This window comes from Ruegeria sp. ANG-R, assembly GCF_000813985.1.
Classification (GTDB): domain Bacteria; phylum Pseudomonadota; class Alphaproteobacteria; order Rhodobacterales; family Rhodobacteraceae; genus Ruegeria.
This window is the reverse complement of record NZ_JWLJ01000006.1, coordinates 288,296-311,317: the sequence shown is the minus strand read 5'-3', so window position 1 is coordinate 311,317 and position 23,022 is coordinate 288,296. Positions and strand designations below refer to the sequence as shown.

Below are 23,022 nucleotides of genomic sequence, written 5' to 3'. Positions count from 1 at the left end.
CCCAGAGTATTTGCAAAAAGATAAAGTATCATGAGACCGGAAACCGAGGCTGAACTTGCTGAAATCGTGGCTGGGCTGAACGGCCCGGTGCGTATCGCCGGTGGCGGTACGCGTGGCGTAGCTGGGCCTGAGCCTGTGCTGAGTGCTGCAGGGCTGCGCGGCATTACTCTGTATGAACCCGGTGCGTTGACGCTGGTGGCGCGGGCTGGTACGCCCCTGGCCGAGATCGATGCTGCGTTGGAGGCCGAAGGCCAGCAACTGGCGTTTGAACCGATGGATTACCGCGGATTGCTTGGGACCTCTGGCGAACCGACGATCGGCGGAGTCGTTGCCGCGAATATTTCGGGACCGCGTAGAATTCAGGCCGGAGCGTGCCGGGATTTTCTGTTGGGCGTACATTATGTCGATGGGTTGGGGCGGGTCATCAAAAATGGCGGGCGGGTGATGAAGAATGTCACCGGTTACGATCTGGTGAAACTGATGGCTGGTTCATGGGGCACGCTGGGCGTTCTGACCGAAGTTTCACTTAAGGTTCTACCTAAACCTGAGGCTCAGATGACACTCGCCGTAGGGGCCCCGGATGTACGAACGGCGGTTGAGGTTATGTCGGCGGCGCTGAAATCTCCCTATGAAGTCAGTGGCGCGGCGTATGATCCGTCGACCGGTCGGGCTTTGTTGCGGATCGAGGGGTTTTCCGACTCGGTTGCCTATCGGGACAATCGATTGCGCGAAGCTGTTGGGGGCGAGAGTATCGGGTCGGAGGATTCGGCCTTGCGATGGGGGGAACTGCGCGACGTCCGTGCGTTTCATGATCATGACGGGGACGTCTGGCGTTTATCGGTCAAACCTGGCGACGCGCCGGATATTGCCGCACGGATCAGCGCGGATCGGCTTCTGTTTGATTGGGGTGGCGGGTTGATCTGGGCGTCGGTGCCGAAAGGCACAGATGTGCGCGAGCGTCTGGGTCATTTCCAAGGTCATGCGACGCTTCTGCGTGCTGATGCGCCGACGATGGAGGAACTGGGCCGATTTCAACCCGAGAATATCGCAATTCAGTCTCTAACAAAGGGAATTCAGAAGAAATTCGACCCAAGGGGCGTATTCAATCAGGGGCTCATGGGGTAGGCAATGCAGACAACCTTTACCGAAAAGCAGCTGCAGGACCCTGCGATACAGCGCTCCAATGAGATTTTGCGTAACTGTGTCCATTGCGGGTTCTGCACCGCAACCTGTCCAACCTATCAGGTCCTCGGCGATGAGTTGGACAGCCCGCGCGGGCGCATCTACCTGATCAAGGATATGCTGGAAAACGAGCGGGTGCCGGACGCAAAGACCGTCAGGCATATCGACCGGTGCCTGTCTTGTCTTGCGTGCATGACGACATGCCCATCAGGTGTGCACTACATGCATCTGGTCGACCATGCGCGAGAGTATATCGAGGCGAACTACAGGCGCCCGTTCTCGGATCGTGCGTTACGCTGGATATTGGCCCGAATTCTGCCCTACCCGATACGCTTTCGCTGGGCGCTGATCGGTGCAAAACTGGGCCGTCCGTTCCGATCGCTTATACCGGATGCCCGATTGAAGGCGATGTTGGACATGGCGCCGAGGCTTGTTCCGCCGGTCAGCCGCAACGATGACCCCCAAAGTTTCGCACCGAAAGGCACTTTGAAAAAGCGCGTGGCGTTGATGACGGGGTGTGCGCAAAAGGCTCTGAACACCGATATCAATGACGCGACGATTCGTCTGCTGACCCGATTGGGGTGCGAGGTGGTGGTGGCCGAGGGGGCAGGGTGTTGCGGCGCCTTAACCCACCACATGGGGAGAACGCGCGAAAGCCATGCCTCCGCCGGGGCCAATATCCGGGCCTGGGTGCGCGAAATGGATGGCGATGGCCTGGACGCAATCGTTATCAATACGTCGGGCTGCGGGACCACGGTCAAGGATTACGGACACATGTTCCGCAACGACGCCATGGCGGCGGATGCTGCGCGGGTGTCGGCCTTGGCGGTGGATATCACTGAGTTATTGGTGCAGTTGGAATTCCCGAAAAGCGATCTGAAAAATGAACTGGTTGTCGCCTATCACGCGGCCTGCTCCCTCCAGCATGGGCAAAAGGTGACCTCCCACCCTAAATCCCTTCTGAGATCTGCCGGATTTACCGTGTTAGAGCCTGTTGACAGCCATTTGTGTTGCGGCAGTGCAGGTACTTACAACCTGATGCAACCCGAGATTTCGAGTCAACTGAAACAACGCAAGGTGCGTACGCTTGAAGCCAGAAATCCTGATGTGATCGCCGCCGGTAACATCGGGTGCATGATGCAGATCGGATCAGGCACCGAGACGCCCATTGTGCATACGGTCGAATTGCTGGACTGGGCCACCGGCGGACCAGAGCCTAGGGCCCTGCGCGATGGACTGAACGGGGTGCCGCGACTGCGATAGCGTTTTGCTGCAAGCTGGCAGCAAATCCGGGTGATTTTGGCCAGAATGGTATTTGCCCTATTTTCGCCCCACCCGCGCCGTATGACTTTTGGTCGGACCTCACGACCGGAGACCCGCGTGCGCGACTGGATTACAGCTTTTGTTTTTAGCTTGCTGCCAATGGCAGGGCTGGCGCAGGATACAGGGCTGAAACGCCTGGAAACCACCGATGCCGGGCGGGAGTGGATGGCGGTTGGTCGGCTGGATATCGACGGAACCGGCTTTTGTACCGGATCGCTGATTTCCCCTACGCTGGTTCTGACAGCGGCCCATTGCCTTTTTGACAAGGCCACCAAACAACGGATTGATCCTGCGCGGATCGAGTTTCTGGCCGGATGGCGCTTGGGTCATGCCTCGGCTTATCGGCCTGCGCGCCGAACGGTGGTGCATCCGGAATATGAATACGATGGCGATGCTTCGGCCACGCGGGTGCGCCACGATATCGCGTTGATCGAGCTGTGGCAGCCGATCCGCAACACATCGGTCATTCCCTTTGAAACCGGACGTCGCCCCGCCCGGGGCGAAGATGTGGGCGTTGTCTCCTACGCTCATGACCGGGCCGAAGCGCCGTCGCTGCAAGAGGTTTGCTCGGTCATAGGGCGGCAGGCAGGTATCCTGGTGATGTCCTGCAACGTGGATTTCGGAGCGTCCGGAGCGCCGATATTCTCGTTCGAAGGTGAACGCCCCCGTATCGTTTCGGTCGTTGCAGCCAAGGCCGAAATGCAGGGTCAACGTGTCGCGCTGGGCACTGCGCTGGATCAGTCGCTGGAGGTGCTGCAGGCTGAACTTTCGCAAGGGAGAGGCATGAACGCTTCACTGGACAACAACACCAAAAACCTCGGAGCAAAATTCATAAAGCCATGACCCGGATTTTTCTTTGCGTTGTTTTATTCTTTTCTGTTCTGGCATCCTCACTGCAGGCTCAGAACAGCGGCAAGCGCCGGCTGACAGATCGGGATGATCTGTACGGATGGGAGGCGGTCGGGCGTCTGGATATCGGTAATCAGGGCTTCTGTACCGGTACTTTGATCGCGCAGGATACCGTGCTGACAGCGGCGCATTGCGCTTTGGACAAGAAAACGGGCAAGCCCTATGCCCCCGGCGAGGTGACTTTTCGCGCCGGATTGAGCGACGGTGAGGCTTTGGCGGATCGGAAGGTCATCCAGATCGCGGTCCATCCGGATTTTGTTGCCAATGCACCAGTTTCGATCCCACGTATTCGCATCGATGTGGCTCTGATGCGGCTGGAAGAGCCGATACCCTACTCGATTGCCGATCCATTTGCCCTGCACAATGGCCGTGTTCCAGATGGCGAGATCAGCGTGGCGTCATATGGTCGTGGCAGGGCCGACGCTATCACGCGTCAGCGTTCATGCCGTATCTTGCAGCGTGCCGAGGGCATAATCTCATTCAACTGCGACGTGACATTCGGATCGTCGGGGTCCGCCATTCTCGCCAGGAGCGGACCTCGTTGGCAGATTCTGTCAGTGACTTCGGCTATGTCCACGGACGGTCGATACAAGGTCGGGTATGGGATGGAGCTTGCAGGCATCGTTGCGGAACTGAAGGCGATTTTGCGTCGTGACGCGCCCCGGCCAGTTGCAACAATCCGCAGATTGCAGCCGGGATCGGCCAAGTCCGGTTCGGGTGCAAAATTCATAAGCTCGGGCGGGTCTTGAACCTGATCCCGCCACTTCCCATCTGAGTACTACCGGATCGCCAGAGTTGGGGTTCGGACCATATCATCGCCCGTCCATACGGAGGGCAAATTCGTAAATCGCTCAATGATGAGGATCACGACATGCGTACATTTGACTTTGCACCACTTCACCGCGCCACCATCGGTTTCGACCAGATCGCAGACATGATGGACAGGGTTCTGACCAACGATGTGGCTCAACCCAGCTATCCCCCTTACAACATTGAAAAAACAGATGCTGATACCTATCGCATCTCGGTTGCCGTTGCCGGATTCTCCGATGCGGATCTGTCGGTTGAAGTGAAAGAAAACGCGCTGGTTGTGGCGGGTAAGAAAGCTTCGGAAGACAAGGAGCGCAGCTACCTGCACCGTGGCATTGCGACCCGTGCGTTCGAGCGCCGCTTTGCGCTGGCTGACCACGTCCGCGTGACCGGCGCAAGCCATGAAAACGGTATGCTGAACATCAATCTGAAACGCGAAGTGCCGGAAGCACTGAAACCGCGCCGGATCGAGATTTCTTCGGCCAACGCCATCGAAAAGGATGTGGTTGACGCCAAAGCCGTGAACTGAGGCTGTTGATCACTTTGCGATAATCTTCTCCTCTCTGGGTTATCGCACCACACGCCCCGCGTTCCTCCAGGCGCGGGGCGAAGTCGTTTTAATGGTCGCTCCCGGCATCGACGGCTGCACATCTTTATTAAAATCTGGCAATATCTTGGGCCCTCAGGCTAGTCTTTCCCGGAACACGCTGTTGATCGGAATTATGTTCACTGCTTTGAGAGGGAGACGAAACCGATGCGAATGAAATCCGTTTTCGCTGCTACTGTTTGCGCCGCTGTTGCATTGACCACGCTGACCGCGACGCCGACCCGCGCCGACGATGCCGGAGCGCTCATCGCCGGGGTCGCGCTGGGTGTGCTGGGGGCATCAATCGCCAAACACCATCACAAACACGGATCGAAATACCAAAAGCACCCGCATGTTTCGCCCGAAGAGAACGCGATCGGGCTTTGTATGCATCGGACTCATACCGCGATGAGCAATCAGGGCTATTATGCCGTCGATTTCGAGAGGACACTTTCCTACACGACGAATTCCGATGGCATTGATCTCATTGATCTGGAAGTCGCGCGTTCGAAGGACAGCAACGACGCACGTAGCTACATCAAGGCGCATTGTGCAATTCAGGACGATTCAGTGGTTAACTTCCGATACTCGAACTACTGAGTCCGATCCTGCAACGCCTCGTCCGAGGGCAGGATGGCAAGACCTTCGATCTTGTCCGGAACGCGCCCGCCGGTCGCGCTCGATGACAGCGGCTGGTATCCGCTCCGACTCGGACGCACGTGGGATGGAGGCGGCTATGATTCAGTTTGGTATCAAGTTTGGCCAGGGCGTTGCAACTGAGACTCAATCGGCTGCGCAAGATCGCCCGGAAGTTGTCCGACCTATCTTTTCCCGCCTGAATTTGCCAATCTTTGCGGGAATTTAGCATCCGCGGGGATGTAAATAGACGTAACATTACCTATGTTATTGGGTACATAAGAAAAAAAGGGATAGGACAGATGTCGAACCAGCAATTCGAAGCTCTGATACAGGAAACGCAAAGCAAGGTCCGCGAAAGCCAGTCGCAGATCGAAAGCCTGACCTCACGGATCGAGGCCGCTCGTGCCAAGATCGGGACGGCGGAGGCGGATATCGACATCGAAAACGCCACGCTTGAGGATGTGCACGCCCATACCGAGGTGATGAACGCCAATATCGCCGAATTGATCATGGGTCTGGACGACGTCACCAGCGCCTTTTCCAAGGATTTCGACGAGATGCGTTCGAAAACCGGGTGGGAGTCGTTTGTTGGCATATTCGCCAAGGCCAAATCCGAATCGATGCGGCAAGAGCGGATGCGCACTGCCAATATCGACGACAAACTGCAGGACTTGATCGCCAAATCCGACGTGATTGTGAAACTGTTGGAAGGCCAGCTGTCGGTGCTGGAAGAACAGCGCGTGAAGGTCGAGGACAACCTGACCGTCACGCTGGACGACCGCGAGGCGACGGTGGCCGAATTGGAGGCTCTGCGCGCCGAAATTCAGGGCATGGACCCGACGATTATCACGCTTGAGAACAAGATCAGCGTCGAACAGGACGCCGCCGCACGCACGCAGCTTGAAACCGAACTGGCCGAGCTGAACAAGCAATACAACGCCAAGGTTCAAGAAGAGCAGGTCAAGCTGGCCAAATCGCAGACGCTGGAGCGCTATATCGAAAAGGGCAAGACCTGGGTCGATTCACTGCAGAACCAGGCCGCAACGCAGATGGTGCTGATCAACAAGCTGCAGACAGACACGCAACAGCGCGTGGTGCTGTATGACGCCCTGACCAAATCGCTGAAAACCGCGCAGCAGCAGGACGTGGCCCACCGCATCAACGAGATTGGCGTGCAGACCGACCAAGAGGCGCAGACTGCCATGGCCGCCATCGGCACCGCGACCAACCAGAAGATGGCCGACATGCTTGAAGCACATGAGGACCACATGGTCTTTGCCCGCGACGTGCTGGAGAAAAAGGCCAAGGCGGATGAACGCTTTGCCCGCCGGTTTGCCTCGATTGTCGAGAAGCATGATAAGAATTTGTATGGCGGTTAAAAAAGAGTGTTTGCGACGAATGCCATTTTTCTTAGAGCAAGACAAAGACAAGACTTGGGTAGAACGGAACGGTGAGCTTGTTTGGGGTGCAATTGGTCTCGTTTTCCTCATCTTTTTTATGACGATGATGGCGAATGGGTTTTTCCTGTTGAGTGGCGTTGGTTTTCTCGGCGCGCTGTGGTCGGCCCATCGATTGGAAATGTTTCGCAGGTCGCAAGGAACTAACAGCGTGCCAACTAATGCCCAAAGCGACGGCAGTCAGTCTCCTGGCCCGGACCTAGGCGGTTTTGGTGGCGGTGATTCATGACTAACCCAACCCAAGACCATGTGGGCCTAACCGACACCTTCGCCTCGCGCCGATTCGCTGCGACTGTAGAGGTATACGATAGGAATTCGTATGGCGAATGAGAGTTTAATCCGATCGCCTTTAAAGATGCTTGGATCAGCGGTTTGCGTTGCCCTGATCGGAGGGCTTCTCATTGTATTCGGGAATCTGGTTCAATTGCTTCCGGTATACCTTGGCCCCGATTTGAGTTTGACCTTGTATATGGTTCCTCTGGTCTTTGTTCTCGGTCTTTTGGGGTTCTCAGCAATGATGGCAATCTGGGGCATGGTTTGGTTGGTATTCGACGTGTATCTTTCATTCATCGACAAACTTATTGGTCGACGGACTAAATGACTAAATGACTGACCCCACTCAAGACCATGTCGGCTTGACCGACACCTTCGCCTCGCGCCGCTATTTCCGCAAATTCGAGGTGATCACCGTACACCTCCTGCGGGTGGCCGCGACGATGGAGGCGGAGGGTGCGATCAGCAAACAAGAGGTGCGGATCGTTTCACGCTACCTTTCAGGGTTGCTCTACACCTTCCGCGCGCTGTCCATGAAATACCTGCTGGTCGGGCGCGATACGGGGCGGTTCTTTGGCAGTCTCGCGATGGACAAGCGCGACAGCGGGTTTCCGGTGGCGGCCGAGTTGCTGACCATGGCCAACGATGCGCAACAGGCACAGGTGCATCTGGCGAATATGCCCTCGGAAGATGATCTGAAAACCGACATGGTGCGGACGATCATTGGCGATCAGGAAATCCCGACCAAGCTGCAATTCGCGCTGTCCCAAAGGCTCTATTACGAGGAATTGCTGAAAGGTCAGCTGTTCTGGGCCCGCAACGATCCCGAATGCCACTGGATCGGGAATGAGGGCGAGCGGCGCAAGTTCATGATCCACTGGGCCGTCTATGACAGCCAGATCAACCTGCCGGTCATCTATCTGATGCAACTGGAGGATAGCGGCAAAACCGCCCTGCCCAAGGACCAACGCCGCTGGCCCGAGGTACAGGCACATCTGATGGCTCAATCACTGGGCGGTTTGAAACTGGTCACCATCGCTAAGGGCTTTGATCAGGATTTCGACGACCTGCACCCCAAACACCTGCGCCGCATCCATGTGGGGCCGATGTATTCCTCGGCCTATACCGAGCAATCCGGCCCTCTGCGGCAGGTGCTGGAGGATGCGCAGTCTCCGCAAGGTCAGGACTGGGCGCTGGCCTGGACCACCGAGGAATTGGAAAGCGAGGAAGTGGTTCAGGAACGGTCTGGCTGGTTCGGAACGGTGGATCGAGAGGTCTTTGCCCTCGACCCGTTTGGCGGGCAGGGCGCCGAGACTGGGGCCACGCGGACGCAGCGCTCGATCATCCTGCCGCAGCGTCCATTTCAGGTGCTGGCCGAACGCAACCCCCCGGGCTTTGCCGACGTACGCAAGTTCGTGGTCAGCAAGGCGGGGCAGGTCTTGAGATATTGACACCAGTGGCGGGCTGAAGCCCGCCCTACAGAATTTAAGTAGGCCGGGCTTCAGCCCGGCATTGCGAGGAAAAAGATGAGCCTAACATCAGATCAGATGGAATTGCGCGAAGACGACATTCGCAAGCATTACCCGGCAGCGACCACCTTGCTGAACGGTTTCGAACATGCGCCGCGGATTGCGAAGGCTGTTGAGGCCACCGTTGAACGCTCTCCGGGTGTGTCTACGGGCCGGAGGTTCCGGTCGACAACTCCGGGGCTGGTGACACGCCGAACCGTGCGGGCCGATGGTGTGCATCTGGTTGATCGGATTGAGGCTTCGGACGATGGCGACACTCTGGTCTCGCCGCCTCAGGCCACAACGCAGCAGGCCATCCGTCGCGCCATCGCCATCGCTCTGGCCGTGGCTGAGGCTTATGCGGAACAGACCCCGCTGGCCGACCTGAAACGCGCCAACCTGGCTGGAGACCTACCTGCCGCGCGCAAGACTGAGTTTTCAGAATTGCTTACGGCGGAGGCTCTGATCACCTCGCACACCTTCGGTAATGCGCTGGCCTATCTGATCTCCTCCCACCTGGGCGAAACCACCGTCGATATCGGCGAGATTGAAGAGGTTCTGACCGACAACGGCCAACTCGCCCTGCATGGCGCGCTTTGGGAGTTGGACCAAACGCTGGCCAAGCACGCCCCCGACGACGCCCATCTGATCGCAGCCACCAGCGCATATGCCGAACAACTGATGGAGAAAGCCGCCCTGCGTGCCCAGTCCGCAGGCCATCTGGCCCCGTTCCAGAACGCCGCTTGGCATATCGAGGCTGATGACCTGACGATCCGAGGCTTTGAACCGGCCTCAAAGGCGAAGTCCACCACCCTGACCATGACGTTCAAAAAGCCGAACGAAGTGGTCGGCAACCATATCGCCAAATATCAGGCGATGAAGCTGGCAAAGATGGTGATGGCCTATGATTTTGACCGGCGCCTGAACCCGTTTGCCGAGCTCGGCGGGTTCATCTTCACCTTCATGGGCGACGGAAAACCGGGCACCGGCAAGACCACTCTGATCCAGATGATGGCCGGGCTGATCAACGACTATTGCCAGAATGCGGGCTACCCGTTCCGCTATCAGAACCTGAGCACCGACAATATCGACAGCTATCAAGGCAAATCCGGCCAGAACGCCAAGGCGTTTATCAACACGATCATCGACCCCTCGGTCATCGGCTTCGGCACCATCGATGATATCGACCAACTGGCGGGCAAGCGCGGCGACCGGCAGTCCAGCGCGGGACAACTGGAAATCACCGCCGTGCTGATGGAGAGCTTTGCCGGTGCCAACACCGTCGTGCGCGGCAATTGCACCTTTGGCATGTTCTCGAACTACCCCGAGAATGTGGACGATGCCCTGCGCCAGCGTGCCGGAGCACGGTTTCTGGTGGACGGGCCGCAAACGCGCGAGGACTACATCGACATCCTGCACTTGCTGATGGGCCGCAACCACGACATCCCGCTGGGCGAACACGAAGCCTATGCCGCGCAGGAAATCAAAAAGGCCGTCGCCGCCAGTTTTGAAAGCCATTCCCGCCCGCATGAAGACGCCCTGCTGCAGGTCTATGACCGTGTTTCAGGCGATATCGGCCAGATGGATACGATTGCCAAGCTGGGCACCTACCTCAAGGCGATCCAACAGGCGGATGAGCGCTTTACAGGCCGCGCGATCAAGAACATCACCGACGCGGTCAAGGTCCGCGCGATGGATTTCGAACTGCCCGACGAGTGGATGGAAAACCCCGACCTGTTCCTGTTCCGCGACTACGACACCAAGAAGGCCATGATTGAGAATCTGCGCCAGCCGATCACGGTGGAAATGGTGATGCAGGAGATCAACCGCTACGCCGACAGCGAGTTCCGCTATGCCGACAAGAGCGATGAGGTTGCTATCGAAAACGCGGTGCGTGAGATGGGCCGGATGGAAGAGGCCAAGCGGCGGTATCTGGAGGGGAAGGGGTGACTGGAGGGCTTTTTCTTATCCTAGCCACTTTGATTGCGGCTTGTATCTTTTTCGGGATCGCTGTGGCTCGCACGAGGCCGGGCACATTTGGCTCGTTCGCCACACTATGTCTGATCATTTTTGCAATCTGTTATGTGTGGAGTTCACTGTTTCAGATTTGGATAAACGGTGCCTCGTTAGACAACCCGGAGTCGTTGCTGCACGCTTTTGGTCCCGGTCAGATGCCAACTCAGTTTCTGCAAAGCGCAATTACCTGGTTCATTCCAGCGATGTTCATAGCAGCAACGAGTTTCGGCTTGACGCGCGTGCGTATCGTGAATTCCCGGGATGGTACAGACAAATGTTTGGAGAGCATAGGGTGACTGTTTTTCGCTTGGCCATCTTCGTTGCGGTATTTGCATTCGTTCCGGCGATTTTCATGACGGTTACAATTTGCGGCTGGGAGGGTTTATCGTCTGAGCACTTTAGCGTTGTTCGTACATGTTCTGTTACCGACCCGCCACGCGAGGTATTTGTTAGTTTTCTGGTGATTGGAGCAATTATTGGCGTGATTGCGATATCACTGTACCAGTTTTTTCGTTGGGTTTCGAAATGACAAACCTAATTCTGAGTAAACCAGTAGGCGCGGCGCATCGCTACCGTTGTGCGAAAAGGCAAATGTCATGATCCGCCTCATCGAAAAAGGCCTGATGTTCGGCAACCTCGTCCACATCTCCAGCCCGGCTTTGGTCGAGCGGTATAACCGCGCGCTGCGGCATCTGGCGGGTAAGACCACGGCGCTGACGGATTTCCATGTCGATATCTCGGGCTATTCGCCGGAGGTGGGGATTGAGCTGGAGGATGAGCTCTACCTCAACCCCAACGGGGTTAACCGGCAGTTCATCCTGCTGACGACCGAGCAGAAACGCGCGCCGCTGTTGAGCGTCAAATTTTCGACCTCTCGCGATATTCTGCGCGAATTTATCGAGATGAACGAGGCGCAGCTTTTCGCCCTGACTGCCACCGATGCGGTGGCCGGAGAGCTGGTGAACTCGGTCATCAAACTCACCACGCCGGGCGATTTGCTGAATATCAAAAAGATCGAGATTGAGGCTGACACCGCAGGCGGCACCCTGCGCAAGGCCCAGCAGCTAGCGGGCATGGTCGAACGCTTCAAAACCGAAGAGGACGCCTGGTTCGACGACGTGCTGATCGCCAAGATGATCGAAACGGCAAAGGAAACCGGCGACGTCACCCGCAACCCCGTCCACCTGCGCCACACCGCGTTCGAGCAGCGTAATTTCTGGACAGCACACTTTGGCGGGCTCTACCTGTTCCCGGATATGGATCACCCGGCGGCGATTTGCATGGGCGAAAAGCCTGACGATATGCCGATCAAATACGTCTTTGGCCCATCGCAGCGAAACCAGATTGCCAAGTTTCTGGATTACAACGATTTGGTCGAACCCATCGTCAAGGCACGCGGCGTGGATGCTGCCGCGATCCTACAACAGAAAATGGACTTTCTGACCATTGCTGCGGCTGCTGACGCGGATGTTGATCTGAGCGGATTGGACCGCGGCGATATGCGCCGATTGGCCCGTAATCACGCGGATCGCCTACCCGAAGCGTATCACGGCCTCGCGCAACTGCTGCGCTGGGCGACGGATGGCGGGCGCTGGCCGCGTATAACCTCGGACCATCCGGCCTATTTCTATACCTTGCGGGCGGCGGATACGCCAAACCGCGATCTGGTGAACATGCTGCTGGCAGAGCTTGCCCCGCTGGACCCGCGCCAGCTGTTCATCTGCCACAAGGAGCTGTTCTACAAGACCTACTCCAACTGGCCCGAGTCCAAGAAAGCCTATGTTGCTGATTTCCTTGCGCGCGAGTATCAGGTGGACAAGGCTGGTGCCCGTGCGGCCTTGTTTGGCCATGAGCCGGATATGAGCGGCAATGACTGGGTCAGCGAAACGGTGATTGCGCGGGTCGGCCCCTGGGGCGCGGTCGGGAGGGATTGAGATGTTCGGAGCAATGCGCCTGTTCCTGATCCTGCTGGTTGTCCAGACAATCGCCTATTTCGCGTTGTCCTTCTATTCGCGCAGCGTTAGGCGGCAAAAACTGGAGACATGGTGGGACGAAAAAGGCAAAACCGGCAACAAAGAAGCGTTTGTCGCGCGCGGTTTGCACGTCTACGACAATTCGTTCCGGCGTAAATTGATTTTGGGTGTCTATATTGTGCCTTGGGTGGCGATTGGCGCGCTGATCTACATCGTGAATTACATGTGAGGGTTAAGGCATGGCCTATGTGAAATGGGCGTTCATTATCATCTTCTGGGGCACGATTGCCGTGATCCTGCAATATTCCCTGCCGCAGCACGACGTTGTGCGGATCGTCAACACCTATGAAGAGCGTCAGGACCTGACGGACTGGACTCGGATTTTCTGGTCCGAGCCCGAAGATCAGTCCACAAGCCTGTCAAATCGCGATGTACAGTTCATTCAGGCGGTGCGCGCCAACGGTAAGCCCATTGTGTATCGCAACGAAGACACGGGCTGGGGCTGGCCGCCCTATTTCAAGTTCGACACAGCAAACCTTTACACCGAGGCCAACGATGCCAAGTCGACAAAAGACAACCCCGATTGGGTGGTCGTAACGCATTACGGCTGGCGTAATGAGTTCATGTCGATCTTTCCAAACGCCATCTTCATTCGGCATGTCGAAGGACCTGATGTACGCATAATTCCCTGGTTCAATATTATCTTCCTGACTGTGTTTGCCGCACTGGTTTGGGCCATTTGGGTTCGGTGGCGCCGTTTCCGGCAAAAGAAGATCGATCCCGTCCTGGAAAACATGGAAGACGGTCTTTATGCCGCCGGAGATGCGATTGATGAGAAGCGCAAAGGTTTCCGTCGCTGGCTGGACAGTTGGAAGTCAAAGTGAATCCCCGGGACGATGGCTGGAACTGATCGGCCGCTCATCTTACGATGAACTCTGCATGAAGCGCACCGGCGGCCTTGATGGTTTTCAGAATGTCGATCATGTCGCGCGGAGATACGCCCAGGGCGTTTAGTCCTGCGACCACTTCGGACAAGGTGGTCGCCTCGGGGATTTCTGCCAACCCGGTTCCTTCTTCCTCTTCGATTCCGGCGACGGTACGCGGAACCACGACGGTTTCACCCCGGGCGAATGGATTGGGTTGGACGGCAATCGGGGTCTCTTCAACCGTGAGGGTCAGATTGCCCTGCGATACGGCTACGCGGGAAATCCTGACATCCCGCCCCATGACAATAGTGCCGGATCTCTGATCCACGACAACGCGGGCTTTGCTTTCTGGTTCGACCAGAATGTTCTCAATCCGACCGATGGCATGGGCAGTTGAAATTGCGCGCGTTGCGTCAATGCTCAACTCCACTGTTCCTGAATCACGCATCAGCGCCACGGCTCGATTGAATTCAGTGTTTATAGCCGCTTCAATACGGATTGCGGTCGTGAAATCCGGTTCTCGCAACGCCAGCCTGAGTTGCGTCAAATCGGAAAGCTTAAAGTCAATTTCGCGTTCAACCCGCGCGCCTGAGGGTATGACACCCGATGTCGGCACGCCGCTTACGACCGAGGCGGCATCGCCCTCTACCGCAGTGCCACCGGCAAGCACTGTACCCTGCGCTACCGCATAGATCTGACCGTCTGCCGCATTCAGTGGCGTCATGATCAACGTTCCCCCAAGCAGGCCTTTGGAATCGCCGATGGCGGAAACCGTTACGTCGATCTGGCCACCGACGCGTGCGAACGGCGGCAAGGTCGCCGTGACCAATACCGCGGCCACGTTTTTGGGGCGAAAATCTTCGCCATTCACGTTCACACCCAACCGTTCGAGAATGTTGGACAGGATTTCTTCTGTGAACGGAGAGTTGCGCAGGCCGTCGCCGGTACCGTTCAGGCCAACGACAAGGCCATAGCCGACCAGATCGTTGCCGCGTACTCCGTCGAAATCCACCAGATCTTTCAGGCGGATGGCACCAGCGCTGGCGATGCACGGCAAGACTATCAAAAGGAATGCGAGAAGCTTCATCTGAGGAAATTCACCAGCGAAAGGTTGGCGTTGCGAACGGTCACGGAATACAGGCTCTCCAGTTGGAACTGCACGGTTTGCAACCGCGCCGCAGTTTCGTAGGGATCTGCTGCTATCAACGCATTCCGGGCGTGCTCGGCGCTGGTTTTTGCGGCTGCGTTGCGGGTCGCGGCCTGTTCTACGCGCGCTTCCGCTGCGCCGACTTGAGCCCTTAGATTGACCGTCGCATCCTGCGCATTCGCCAGATCTACGCCAAGCTCCTTAAACAGGGCAGTTCGCAGACCCGGTGGCCATCCGAGCGAATCGTCCGAGGCCAATGCCGCGACGGCGACATCACGCAATGCGGCCTTTAACGCAGGATCGGTTGCGGTGATCGGCAGAGTAATCCGTTCGTTTTCGGAAATCTGCATCGGGGCCAATGGGTCTGCGCCGCCCTGATATATGATTGCGTCAAATCCGGTGGGGTCGTTGAACCAGTCCAGGGCGGCCTGCCGGATATCTGTCGCGCTGGTCAGGCCGGTTAACTCTGCTTGTAATGCACCCAGCAGAGTTTCGGCTGAGGGCAGCGGCGAGAGGTCGGTGGAAGTCCCCGAATACAGGCTGCGCCCACCCGCCCGCGTGTTCAGCGCTGACATCATTGTATCAAGCTCATTTCTGGCCTGAACCGAGGCTTGCTCGTGTGTCACTGTCTGGTTCGCCGTTCCAAATGACAGCAGGGACGCCGACATCTCGGCCACAGAGTCTGCGAAAGTTGTCAGGCTCAGCTGCATTGCATCGGTGAACAGCTGCGCCTCGGCGGTAGCGATGGAGAAGGCATCCAGCCGTTCGAGATTGTGATCCAGATCCAGAAGATGCGAATAGTCGCCGCCCAAGCGACCCGAGATATCCTGCACCTTGCCAGTGGACATCTCATAGGACAGGGTCTCAATCTGTGATTTGATTTCAGTGCTGCGGGACCGCAGGGTCAGGCCGCGGGCCAGATCGCCGATTGAATTCAGTGTCATGTTCATAGCCTCAGCAGAGTATCCATCAGTTCATCGACGACTGCGACGATGCGTGCGTTTGCGGCATAGGCTTGTTCGATCTGCATCAAGCGTTGCAGTTCTGCGTCGCTGTCAACGCCTTGCTCAGCAACAATTTTCTGCATCTCCAGTTGAGCGTTTGCGGCAAAGCTGCTGCGTTGGTCCGCAGCGTGGGCATTGGAGCCGGCTTTGGACAAAAGTGCCTCGGCAATCTCGGCGGCGCGCATCGATCCGGTCCCGAATCCAGCTACGGGGCCCGGGCGCGTGTCTGTCAGAATTGCGCCGAACGCCTGCAGCTGGCTGGCGTCTCCCGGAGCGCCCGGGACCAAAGCGCCCAGGCCTGCGCGCAGTTTCCAGCTGTCACCTCCTGCATCCGGGTCTGCTGCGGCGTTCAACGAGATGCGCGACGCAAGGCCGATTTGTGTGGCGGGGTCGAAGCGGTTGCCATCGTCGGTGAACAAACCTGCGTCGGTGGCCGTGGTTGTCGGGTCCAGCCCTGCGGTTTCAAACCGCTCGATCAGGTCGCGCGCAACGGCGTCCAGATCTGCTTGTGCTTCGACGGCAAGCTCATCCCGGACGGCGAACTGTGCCATCAACGCGCCGCCTTTGATTTGCGCAAATTCTCCGCTGACGCGTACGGGCCGTCCATTGACTTCGAGCCCGGACAACAATCCGTTGCCGACCGTCATATGTGGCATCGTATCGCCGGTGGTCGTGAACGAGAATTCGGCGGCGGTTCCTTCCAGCAGGATGAGCCCGCCGTCGGAATAGAGAGAAACCTGGTCATTCTCGCGCGCGATGGCATTAACGGGTACAAGCTCGTTGACCTGATCGATCAGTATCTGTCGTTGGTCCAGCAAGGCACCAGTGTCACCGCCTGCATTGCGTATTGCGGGAATACGCGCGTTCAGTTTCTCGATATCTTTCAGCGTCTGGTTCAGGGTGTTAACCTGTTTTCCGATCGTGCGATCTGCATCGGAGCGCATTTGCCGCAACCCCTCGGACGCCGTGTTGAGGGCGCTGCTCAGATCACCACCCGCGCGGGCTGCCTGATCCAGTCGTTGGGCTGAACCGGGAAGGCTGGCTGCCGTAATCAGACTGCTTTCGAATTGGGCAAGTCTGGCGGCGATTGAAGTGGCGTCGTCGGCAGTTCCCACCAGTTTTTCAAAGCCTGAGTGAAACTGGGACACGGTTCTGGCAGCAGCCAGATCCGCATCGGTCACACGACGGTTTGCGATCAGCACCGGGTCCTGATGTCGCGTGATTCCGACCACACGCACACCATTGCCCGAGATCGGGCTGGTCGCCAGTTCAAGCGATCTGCGGGCATAACCCGGGGTTAGCGCATTCGCGATGTTTCCCGAGACCACCGCCGCGCCTCGGCTCGCCGCGCTGAGCCCGCCCAGTGCATTGTTCAGTGCTGTCGACATGTTCATCGGGCGCATCCTTTCGGCTGGTCAGTCATCAGATCAGCGTTTGATATTGGTGGTTTCCTGCAACATCTCATCCACGGTCTGAATGACCTTAGCGCTTGAGGAGTAGGCGCGCTGTGTCTGGATCATCGACGTCAGTTCAGTGGCGACATCGGTGGTCGACTCCTCGCGGGCGAAGGATACGAGATCGCCCGTCGGCCCCTCACCCGCATTCCACAAGAAAAAGGTCCCGCTTTCACGTGAGGGGGCATAGGTCTGACTATCCAATGCTGTCAGGCCGTTTGGATTGGGTACATCCGCCAGAGGAATCTGGAACATCCGGCGGCTGACGCCGGTATCGTAAAACGCATAGACATACCCATTCTCGTCGACCTGCACACTAGTCATCGTGCCAACGGCCGAGCCATCGCGCGTGATCGAAACCGGCGCAAAGGTATCCGAAAGCTGCGTGATTCCATCTGCATCACCGATCAGCCCGATATTGACCTCCATCGGTCCACCGGCGACGTTGACAACGACGCTGCCGGTTGCCGGATCATAGGCACCGCCGGATACGGCGGTGACGCTAGCCAGCGTACCACCGGCGGTGCGGCTATCTGTGAAAGTCAGAGTGTATTCTCCGATGACAGCGCCGCCGGATGCCGAGTCGCGCAATGTCATGGTCCATTCATTGCTGGTGCCGGTTGCGGGCACCGTTGGCACCAGTTCGATATCCACGCTTTCGGACTTGCCCAGATTGTCGAAGTATTCGACCGACAGCGGCTGCGTGTCGCCCGGAGCCCCCGCATCGGTTGCGGTCGCGGGCAGGTTCATCCGCAGGTTCATCGACGTTGTCGGGGCTCCTGACAGCTGATTGACGCTCAGTTGAATGGGTTCCAGCGCCGCCGGTGTGTCACGTGGTACGCTGGGGATCGACCCATCCGCAGCTGCGCGCCAGCCCAGCAGGACAAGGCCGGATTGGGTAACCAGATACCCCTCTTCATTCGTACGGAACGAGCCTGTCGTGGTCAGCAACATCTCGTTCGAGCCCGATGCGATCTGCGAGCTTGGACGGACCGGCAGCATACCCCGGCCACGCACGGCCAGATCGGTCGAATTGTTGGTGGTTACCAGCGATCCGCGCTGATCGATCAGGCGCTGGCTGGTGGTTCTGACGCCGCCCGCCGAATAGCTGCCACCTTGGCCCGACGTGACCATGGAGTGAAAATCGGTTTCGACCCTCTTGTAACCAAATGTCGAGGAATTGGCGATGTTGTCAGAGATCGTGGCCAGCCTGTTGGCGTTGGCCTTCAACGCCGCCACACCGGCATTCAGCGAAGAGGAAATGGTCATCGGCACGCCCTTTTGTTGCGTCAATCATTGATGCAACACGTACCGCACTGGCCCTTAACATCGCGCTAACAGGTAAAATGCAGTCTATCCTTTGTCTCTCATGGGGTGCGCAGAAAAATGATTTCGATTCGATCGTTGCGCGCGTCCATCGGGTTTTCGACCGATAACTCACGGTCTGCATGTCCGGTCACACGGTCCAGCCGCAGTGGTTGGACGCCCTTGTCCTGCAGCAGTTGGCGCGTGCGTTGCGCCCGGGCGGTGGATAGGTCCCAAACCGGATTGTTAGCCAGCACCACGGGGGAAGACCGCTCATGTCCTTCCACCGAGATCGAGTTTGTCACGAGGTCCGAAGACCTTGCCACAAGCAGTACCAGCGCACGCATCATGTGTGTCGGCTTGTCCGTGCCCGATTCGAAGAGTGGTTGATCTTCCGTGGCGTACAGCTCGACCACCAATCCTTCGTCGGTGACACGGGTAACGATGTGTTTGAGCAATTTGTCGGACACCAGGCTTTCCCCTGCGCGACCCAGCAATCGCGCTTCGAGCGACGAGAAATCTTCATACGCGCCTTTACCGCCGCCTTGCGCGTCCACACCGGTTGAGCCGCGCGCCTGCTTCGCCTCGGTGGGGTTTCGGTTACTTGCGCCCGATCCATCCATCACCATGGTTTTTTCCGAGAACATGTTGTCTCCGCCAAAGGCCCCATCACCCCCGCCCGAGACCGGATTGACCGGAATCGTGGGCGAGAAGTAATCCGCCAGACCTTTGCGTTGCTTCTCGGTCGTTGCATTCAGCAGCCACATCAACATGAAGAAAGCCATCATGGCGGTGACAAAGTCCGCATACGCGACCTTCCACGCACCACCGTGGTGACCATCGCCACCCGACACTCGTTTCTTCTTGATGATGATTGGCGCCGCATTGGATTGCGCACCCATCTCCACCACCTTCTATTCACCCGTCTACCGGCGTAGCAGGGCAGGTCTTAAGGTGGGCTTAACATCTAAAACTGTTCCGAATTCAGCGGCTACCGCCCGGGGCCCGCACCTGCGCGCCGCAGAATCAGTGATAACCGCTTGAAGCTGTTGTCGATTCCGTCCGGGTCGGCCTTGGCGAAGAAGCTGTCCAATTCTTCGTGGACCCGAACGGCACGATCCAGCAATGGATCTGCGCCCTCGGCATAGAGGCCGGCCTTGATCATGACCTCAGACTGTTCGTAGCTGCCGACCAGTTTGCGGGTTTCCGCGATCATCTGATTCTCGTCTGCCGTCGCAGCGGCTGGCAGGCTGCGCGATACAGATCGGCTCAGGTCAATGGCGGGGAACCGACCGCGCTCGGCGATCTCGCGGCTCAGCACGATGTGACCATCCAGCACCCCGCGCAGGATATCGGCGACGGGTTCATCCATGTCGGACCCGGCCACCAGAACGCTGAATACGGCCGTGATATCGCCCTGATCGGCAGTGCCCGGGCCCGCGCGTTCGCACAGGTTCGCAATCAGCGGCGTGACCGACGGTGGGAACCCTCGTAGCGAGGGGGCCTCGCCCATGGCGGCGGCGATTTCACGATGGGCTTCGGCGAAGCGCGTGACCGAGTCGGCCAGAAACAGGACATTCATCCCCTGGTCCCGCAGATATTCAGCCGCCGACATGGCCGACCATGCACAACGCCTGCGCGCCAGTGCGGACTGGTCCGATGTTGCCGCCACGACGATGGATCGTTTCATGCCTTCTGCGCCCAATGCTGTCTCTACGAACTCGTTCACCTCGCGCCCGCGTTCACCGACCAGAGCGACGACCACGGCGTCTGCCTGCATTGAACGGGCAAGCGTTGCCAGCAGGGTTGATTTGCCAACACCTGACCCGGCGAACAGGCCGATTCTCTGACCTTGAACAATGGGCAGCATGGTATTCAGTATGGCCAGCCCGGTTTCCATGCGCGCACCCAGCGGTTTACGCGAAACTGCAGCAGGAGGAGCTTGCATGAGATCGCGATCATGCGTACCCGGCAACAAGGGTTTGCCGTCCAGAGGTTTGCCAAACGGGTCGACCACCCGCCCAAGCCAATGCAATCCGGGCGCGAAGGCAGGCATCTGTTCGAGAGAGACCCGATCACCCAGACAGACACCATCGGGGGCAGTCGCGGGCAGCATATGAATCTGGTCCGATTCGACATGCAGCACTTCACCCTGCAGGTCCGGGCCGCTCTGACGGTGCAAGGTCAGATGATCTCCGATTCGGGCCCGCGCGGCCAGACCGTCGATTTCGATCACCCCGCGCGCGACGCTGGTAACGCGCCCGATGTGCCGCACCGCGGACATTCTGTCGAATTCGCATTTCAGACGCATCGGATCGAGATCATGCATCGCAGGTCCTCCAATTGGTTTGCTGAAAACGGTTTCTAAAGGAATCGGGGTTAAGCCTTGATTGAAATTGATCGAGGGAGAAGCCCCGATGTTCTCTGACCTGAACGTCTTTAAGACAGCGTACGCAATGGCAACCCATGCCGGACAACGGCAGGCCGTCATCTCGCGTAATATGGCCAATGCGGATACGCCGGGATACAAGCCCCGCGATATCGAGGCCTTTCAGAAAGCCTTCGAAAACCCGGGCCGCGAGGTCGCGATGACAGCGACGCGTGCGGGGCATCTGCATGGGGAGGCCCGTCCTCAGCCCTGGGCCGAATACACAGCCACCGAGATGGGCGATCCAAACGGCAACGGTGTCTCACTGGAGGAGGAGATGCTGAAAGCCGTCGAGGTCAAGCGGCAGCATGATCGCGCTCTGGCGATCTACAAGTCTTCTATCGGAATTCTGCGTAGCGGCCTGGGCCGGGCATAAGAGGATATCGGTATGAGCGATTTTTCCAATTCCCTGACGGCCTCGGCCAGTGCCCTGCGGGCGCAGGCGGCGCGGCTGCGTCATGTGTCCGAGAATATCTCGAACGCGGATACTCCGGGCTATCGCCGCAAAACGGTTCCGTTTGAAACGGTCGAGCGTGGTGGCAAGGAAATGGTTCAGGCCGGACGCGTCAGGCTTGACCGCCGTAACCTGCCCCAGATTTACGATCCCGGCCACCCGATGGCAGACAAAAGCGGCTACTACCAGGGCTCCAATGTCGATCTGATGATTGAAATCGCCGACGCCCGCGAGGCGCAGCGCAGCTACGAAGCCAATCTTAAGATGTTCGATCAGACCCGGCAAATGTCGTCGAGCCTGATGGATCTACTTCGCAAATAAAGGAAAGCCAGAATGGACATCCGATCACTTACCGCCGCCCAAAGCTATGCCGGTGCGCGCCCCGCTACACAGGCCGACCCGGATCATCACGGAGCGGTGCAAGGGGTGCGATCTACCTTTCAGGATTTTGCCGCAACGCTGAAACACAGCGAGCAGGTGGCGCAATCTTCAATGGTCGGACAGGCCGATCCACATGCTCTGGTACAGGCATTAGCGCAGACCGAACTGGCGGTGGAAACGGCGGTCATCGTTCGTAACAAGGTCGTTGAGGCCTATCAGGAAATCCTGCGGATGCCGGTCTGAGCGATGCTGAGCGAAGGTCTGTTCTACGATATCGTGCGTCAGGCGCTTTGGGTCGCGGTCATCACATCAGTTCCGATTCTCGCGGTGGCGCTGATTTCGGGTCTCACCGTGGGTCTGTTTCAGGCGTTGACCTCGGTGCAGGAGATGACGCTGACCTTCGTGCCCAAGCTGATCGCCATCGTTGTCGTGTTCTGGATGTCGATGGGGTTCATGACCCAGACACTCGTCACATTCTTCACCGGGACGCTGATCCCGCTTATCGCCGGAGGTCGCTGATGGACACCGCATATGTCACCCTGTCCCGCCAATCCGGTCTGATGAACGAGATGCGGATGGTTGCCAACAATATCGCCAACGCCAACACAAGCGGTTACCGCCAGCAGGGTGTGGTGTTTTCCGAGTTTATTCGGGACATACCCGGCAACCCTTCGCTTTCGCTCACCCGGGCCGAGGCGCGTAATACCTCGCTGCAGCAGGGAGTGCTGACCGAAACCGGAGGGGCCTTCGATTTTGCCATCGAAGGTGACGGGTTCTTTATGATTGAGACACCCTCGGGGAACCGGCTGACCCGGGCAGGCAGCTTTTCCCCCAATGCCGAGGGTGACCTGGTGACGATGGATGGGCATCGGGTTCTGGACAGCAACGGGGCACCTGTTTTCATCCCGCCGGATGCCGCAACGATCGATATCGGCAGCGATGGTACGATGAGCGTCGATGGCCAGCTTCTGGGTCAGATCGGGGTCTACAACGTCGCCGACCCCAAAGGTCTTGTGCGCGAGGGCAATACGCATTTCCGCCCCGGTGGTCAGGTCGATCCGGTGGACGAGCCGGTGGTACTGCACCGGTTTCTTGAGGGGTCGAATGTCAATGCCATCGGCCAGGTGACCCGGATGGTCGAGATTCAGCGGGCATATGAGCTTGGGCAGAGCTTTCTCGAAGCCGAGGACGAACGCGTGCGTGGCGCGCTCAAGGCGCTGATGCGCTGATCACCTGAAGGAGAACAC

Annotated in this window: 24 protein-coding genes; 18 read left to right on the top strand and 6 right to left on the bottom strand. The window is 58.0% G+C overall.

Annotated elements, in window-relative coordinates; all coding sequences use genetic code 11:
• Positions 1 to 30: 30 nt before the first annotated feature.
• From RA27_RS16060 to RA27_RS15985, 13 genes are all read left to right on the top strand, one after another.
• Positions 31 to 1,125: an FAD-binding protein gene (locus RA27_RS16060; protein ID WP_039541147.1), complete on the top strand. Its 1,095-nt coding sequence runs from the start codon at positions 31 to 33 to the stop codon at positions 1,123 to 1,125.
• A 3-nt stretch (positions 1,126 to 1,128) separates the two neighbouring features.
• Positions 1,129 to 2,445, top strand: a complete 1,317-nt coding sequence (gene glcF, locus RA27_RS16055) for a glycolate oxidase subunit GlcF (RefSeq protein WP_039541144.1) — start codon at positions 1,129 to 1,131, stop codon at positions 2,443 to 2,445.
• Between the two features lie 159 nt (positions 2,446 to 2,604).
• Entirely contained in the window at positions 2,605 to 3,348 is a 744-nt protein-coding gene (locus RA27_RS16050) for a trypsin-like peptidase domain-containing protein (RefSeq protein ID WP_241484091.1), read from the top strand.
• Complete coding sequence (locus tag RA27_RS16045; RefSeq protein ID WP_039541138.1) at positions 3,345 to 4,163, top strand: trypsin-like serine protease; 819 nt, start codon at positions 3,345 to 3,347, stop codon at positions 4,161 to 4,163. Before RA27_RS16050 ends, RA27_RS16045 begins: the two co-directional genes overlap by 4 nt.
• 122 nt (positions 4,164 to 4,285) lie before the next feature.
• On the top strand, positions 4,286 to 4,753 hold the full coding sequence (locus tag RA27_RS16040; RefSeq protein ID WP_039541135.1) for an Hsp20 family protein: 468 nt from the start codon (positions 4,286 to 4,288) through the stop codon (positions 4,751 to 4,753).
• Positions 4,754 to 4,978: 225 nt separating this feature from the next.
• Positions 4,979 to 5,410 (top strand): hypothetical protein, encoded by a 432-nt coding sequence (locus RA27_RS16035; protein WP_152610717.1) that lies wholly within the window; start codon positions 4,979 to 4,981, stop codon positions 5,408 to 5,410.
• A gap of 338 nt (positions 5,411 to 5,748) precedes the next feature.
• Positions 5,749 to 6,828 (top strand): hypothetical protein, encoded by a 1,080-nt coding sequence (locus RA27_RS16025; RefSeq protein WP_039541125.1) that lies wholly within the window; start codon positions 5,749 to 5,751, stop codon positions 6,826 to 6,828.
• Positions 6,818 to 7,135 (top strand): hypothetical protein, encoded by a 318-nt coding sequence (locus RA27_RS16020; RefSeq protein WP_039541122.1) that lies wholly within the window; start codon positions 6,818 to 6,820, stop codon positions 7,133 to 7,135. Before RA27_RS16025 ends, RA27_RS16020 begins: the two co-directional genes overlap by 11 nt.
• Positions 7,136 to 7,511: 376 nt before the next feature.
• Positions 7,512 to 8,630 carry a hypothetical protein gene (locus RA27_RS16010; protein ID WP_039541115.1) on the top strand — a complete coding sequence of 373 codons (1,119 nt, stop codon included), beginning with the start codon at positions 7,512 to 7,514 and terminating at the stop codon, positions 8,628 to 8,630.
• A 75-nt stretch (positions 8,631 to 8,705) separates the two neighbouring features.
• The gene (locus RA27_RS16005) at positions 8,706 to 10,637 is read left to right on the top strand and encodes an ATP-binding protein (RefSeq protein ID WP_039541113.1); all 1,932 of its coding nucleotides are present in this window, start codon (positions 8,706 to 8,708) and stop codon (positions 10,635 to 10,637) included.
• A 662-nt stretch (positions 10,638 to 11,299) separates the two neighbouring features.
• The gene (locus tag RA27_RS15995) at positions 11,300 to 12,637 is read left to right on the top strand and encodes a DUF6638 family protein (protein WP_039541109.1); all 1,338 of its coding nucleotides are present in this window, start codon (positions 11,300 to 11,302) and stop codon (positions 12,635 to 12,637) included.
• A gap of 1 nt (position 12,638) precedes the next feature.
• Positions 12,639 to 12,905 (top strand): hypothetical protein, encoded by a 267-nt coding sequence (locus RA27_RS15990; RefSeq protein WP_039541107.1) that lies wholly within the window; start codon positions 12,639 to 12,641, stop codon positions 12,903 to 12,905.
• Between the two features lie 10 nt (positions 12,906 to 12,915).
• Positions 12,916 to 13,560 carry a DUF1523 family protein gene (locus tag RA27_RS15985; protein ID WP_039541105.1) on the top strand — a complete coding sequence of 215 codons (645 nt, stop codon included), beginning with the start codon at positions 12,916 to 12,918 and terminating at the stop codon, positions 13,558 to 13,560.
• A 34-nt stretch (positions 13,561 to 13,594) separates the two neighbouring features.
• On the opposite strand, the gene RA27_RS15980 is transcribed toward RA27_RS15985, so the two are convergent.
• The 6 genes from RA27_RS15980 to RA27_RS15955 form a co-directional block, all read right to left on the bottom strand.
• Positions 13,595 to 14,689 (bottom strand): flagellar basal body P-ring protein FlgI, encoded by a 1,095-nt coding sequence (locus tag RA27_RS15980; protein WP_039541104.1) that lies wholly within the window; start codon positions 14,687 to 14,689, stop codon positions 13,595 to 13,597.
• The gene (locus RA27_RS15975) at positions 14,686 to 15,693 is read right to left on the bottom strand and encodes a flagellin (protein ID WP_039541103.1); all 1,008 of its coding nucleotides are present in this window, start codon (positions 15,691 to 15,693) and stop codon (positions 14,686 to 14,688) included. Before RA27_RS15975 ends, RA27_RS15980 begins: the two co-directional genes overlap by 4 nt.
• A gap of 2 nt (positions 15,694 to 15,695) precedes the next feature.
• Complete coding sequence (gene flgK / locus RA27_RS15970; protein ID WP_039541348.1) at positions 15,696 to 17,147, bottom strand: flagellar hook-associated protein FlgK; 1,452 nt, start codon at positions 17,145 to 17,147, stop codon at positions 15,696 to 15,698.
• Between the two features lie 33 nt (positions 17,148 to 17,180).
• Positions 17,181 to 18,476 carry a flagellar hook-basal body complex protein gene (locus tag RA27_RS15965; protein ID WP_039541102.1) on the bottom strand — a complete coding sequence of 432 codons (1,296 nt, stop codon included), beginning with the start codon at positions 18,474 to 18,476 and terminating at the stop codon, positions 17,181 to 17,183.
• A 98-nt stretch (positions 18,477 to 18,574) separates the two neighbouring features.
• The gene (locus tag RA27_RS15960; protein ID WP_039541101.1) at positions 18,575 to 19,414 is read right to left on the bottom strand and encodes a flagellar motor protein MotB; all 840 of its coding nucleotides are present in this window, start codon (positions 19,412 to 19,414) and stop codon (positions 18,575 to 18,577) included.
• An 89-nt stretch (positions 19,415 to 19,503) separates the two neighbouring features.
• Positions 19,504 to 20,841, bottom strand: coding sequence for a FliI/YscN family ATPase (locus tag RA27_RS15955; protein WP_082025158.1), 1,338 nt, complete (start codon positions 20,839 to 20,841; stop codon positions 19,504 to 19,506).
• An 88-nt stretch (positions 20,842 to 20,929) separates the two neighbouring features.
• Here RA27_RS15955 and RA27_RS15950 point away from each other — a divergent pair, with 88 nt between their 5' ends.
• The 5 genes from RA27_RS15950 to RA27_RS15930 are packed head-to-tail and all read left to right on the top strand — an operon-like array spanning position 20,930 to position 23,004.
• Positions 20,930 to 21,316: a FlgB family protein gene (locus RA27_RS15950; RefSeq protein ID WP_039541342.1), complete on the top strand. Its 387-nt coding sequence runs from the start codon at positions 20,930 to 20,932 to the stop codon at positions 21,314 to 21,316.
• Positions 21,317 to 21,328: 12 nt separating this feature from the next.
• Positions 21,329 to 21,715, top strand: coding sequence for a flagellar basal body rod protein FlgC (gene flgC, locus RA27_RS15945; RefSeq protein ID WP_039541100.1), 387 nt, complete (start codon positions 21,329 to 21,331; stop codon positions 21,713 to 21,715).
• 12 nt (positions 21,716 to 21,727) lie between these two features.
• Complete coding sequence (gene fliE / locus RA27_RS15940; protein WP_039541099.1) at positions 21,728 to 22,018, top strand: flagellar hook-basal body complex protein FliE; 291 nt, start codon at positions 21,728 to 21,730, stop codon at positions 22,016 to 22,018.
• A gap of 3 nt (positions 22,019 to 22,021) precedes the next feature.
• Positions 22,022 to 22,294 (top strand): flagellar biosynthetic protein FliQ, encoded by a 273-nt coding sequence (locus RA27_RS15935; RefSeq protein ID WP_039541098.1) that lies wholly within the window; start codon positions 22,022 to 22,024, stop codon positions 22,292 to 22,294.
• Positions 22,294 to 23,004, top strand: coding sequence for a flagellar hook-basal body complex protein (locus RA27_RS15930; protein ID WP_193746531.1), 711 nt, complete (start codon positions 22,294 to 22,296; stop codon positions 23,002 to 23,004). Before RA27_RS15935 ends, RA27_RS15930 begins: the two co-directional genes overlap by 1 nt.
• Positions 23,005 to 23,022: the final 18 nt, after the last annotated feature.

Bases quoted from the DNA above. Each gene is read 5' to 3' on its own strand.
- RA27_RS15990 (WP_039541107.1), top strand. From the start codon at position 12,639: ATGTTCGGAGCAATGCGCCTGTTCCTGATCCTGCTGGTTGTCCAGACA.
- RA27_RS16045 (WP_039541138.1), top strand. From the start codon at position 3,345: ATGACCCGGATTTTTCTTTGCGTTGTTTTATTCTTTTCTGTTCTGGCA.
- RA27_RS16025 (WP_039541125.1), top strand. From the start codon at position 5,749: ATGTCGAACCAGCAATTCGAAGCTCTGATACAGGAAACGCAAAGCAAG.
- RA27_RS15995 (WP_039541109.1), top strand. From the start codon at position 11,300: ATGATCCGCCTCATCGAAAAAGGCCTGATGTTCGGCAACCTCGTCCAC.
- glcF (WP_039541144.1), top strand. From the start codon at position 1,129: ATGCAGACAACCTTTACCGAAAAGCAGCTGCAGGACCCTGCGATACAG.
- RA27_RS16005 (WP_039541113.1), top strand. From the start codon at position 8,706: ATGAGCCTAACATCAGATCAGATGGAATTGCGCGAAGACGACATTCGC.
- RA27_RS15930 (WP_193746531.1), top strand. From the start codon at position 22,294: ATGGACACCGCATATGTCACCCTGTCCCGCCAATCCGGTCTGATGAAC.
- fliE (WP_039541099.1), top strand. From the start codon at position 21,728: ATGGACATCCGATCACTTACCGCCGCCCAAAGCTATGCCGGTGCGCGC.
- flgC (WP_039541100.1), top strand. From the start codon at position 21,329: ATGAGCGATTTTTCCAATTCCCTGACGGCCTCGGCCAGTGCCCTGCGG.
- RA27_RS15955 (WP_082025158.1), bottom strand. From the start codon at position 20,841: ATGCATGATCTCGATCCGATGCGTCTGAAATGCGAATTCGACAGAATG.
- RA27_RS15985 (WP_039541105.1), top strand. From the start codon at position 12,916: ATGGCCTATGTGAAATGGGCGTTCATTATCATCTTCTGGGGCACGATT.
- RA27_RS16035 (WP_152610717.1), top strand. From the start codon at position 4,979: ATGCGAATGAAATCCGTTTTCGCTGCTACTGTTTGCGCCGCTGTTGCA.
- RA27_RS15950 (WP_039541342.1), top strand. From the start codon at position 20,930: ATGTTCTCTGACCTGAACGTCTTTAAGACAGCGTACGCAATGGCAACC.
- RA27_RS15965 (WP_039541102.1), bottom strand. From the start codon at position 18,476: ATGACCATTTCCTCTTCGCTGAATGCCGGTGTGGCGGCGTTGAAGGCC.
- RA27_RS16010 (WP_039541115.1), top strand. From the start codon at position 7,512: ATGACTGACCCCACTCAAGACCATGTCGGCTTGACCGACACCTTCGCC.
- RA27_RS16050 (WP_241484091.1), top strand. From the start codon at position 2,605: ATGGCAGGGCTGGCGCAGGATACAGGGCTGAAACGCCTGGAAACCACC.
- flgK (WP_039541348.1), bottom strand. From the start codon at position 17,147: ATGAACATGTCGACAGCACTGAACAATGCACTGGGCGGGCTCAGCGCG.
- RA27_RS15960 (WP_039541101.1), bottom strand. From the start codon at position 19,414: ATGGGTGCGCAATCCAATGCGGCGCCAATCATCATCAAGAAGAAACGA.
- RA27_RS15935 (WP_039541098.1), top strand. From the start codon at position 22,022: ATGCTGAGCGAAGGTCTGTTCTACGATATCGTGCGTCAGGCGCTTTGG.
- RA27_RS16060 (WP_039541147.1), top strand. From the start codon at position 31: ATGAGACCGGAAACCGAGGCTGAACTTGCTGAAATCGTGGCTGGGCTG.
- RA27_RS15975 (WP_039541103.1), bottom strand. From the start codon at position 15,693: ATGACACTGAATTCAATCGGCGATCTGGCCCGCGGCCTGACCCTGCGG.
- RA27_RS16040 (WP_039541135.1), top strand. From the start codon at position 4,286: ATGCGTACATTTGACTTTGCACCACTTCACCGCGCCACCATCGGTTTC.
- RA27_RS16020 (WP_039541122.1), top strand. From the start codon at position 6,818: ATGGCGGTTAAAAAAGAGTGTTTGCGACGAATGCCATTTTTCTTAGAG.
- RA27_RS15980 (WP_039541104.1), bottom strand. From the start codon at position 14,689: ATGAAGCTTCTCGCATTCCTTTTGATAGTCTTGCCGTGCATCGCCAGC.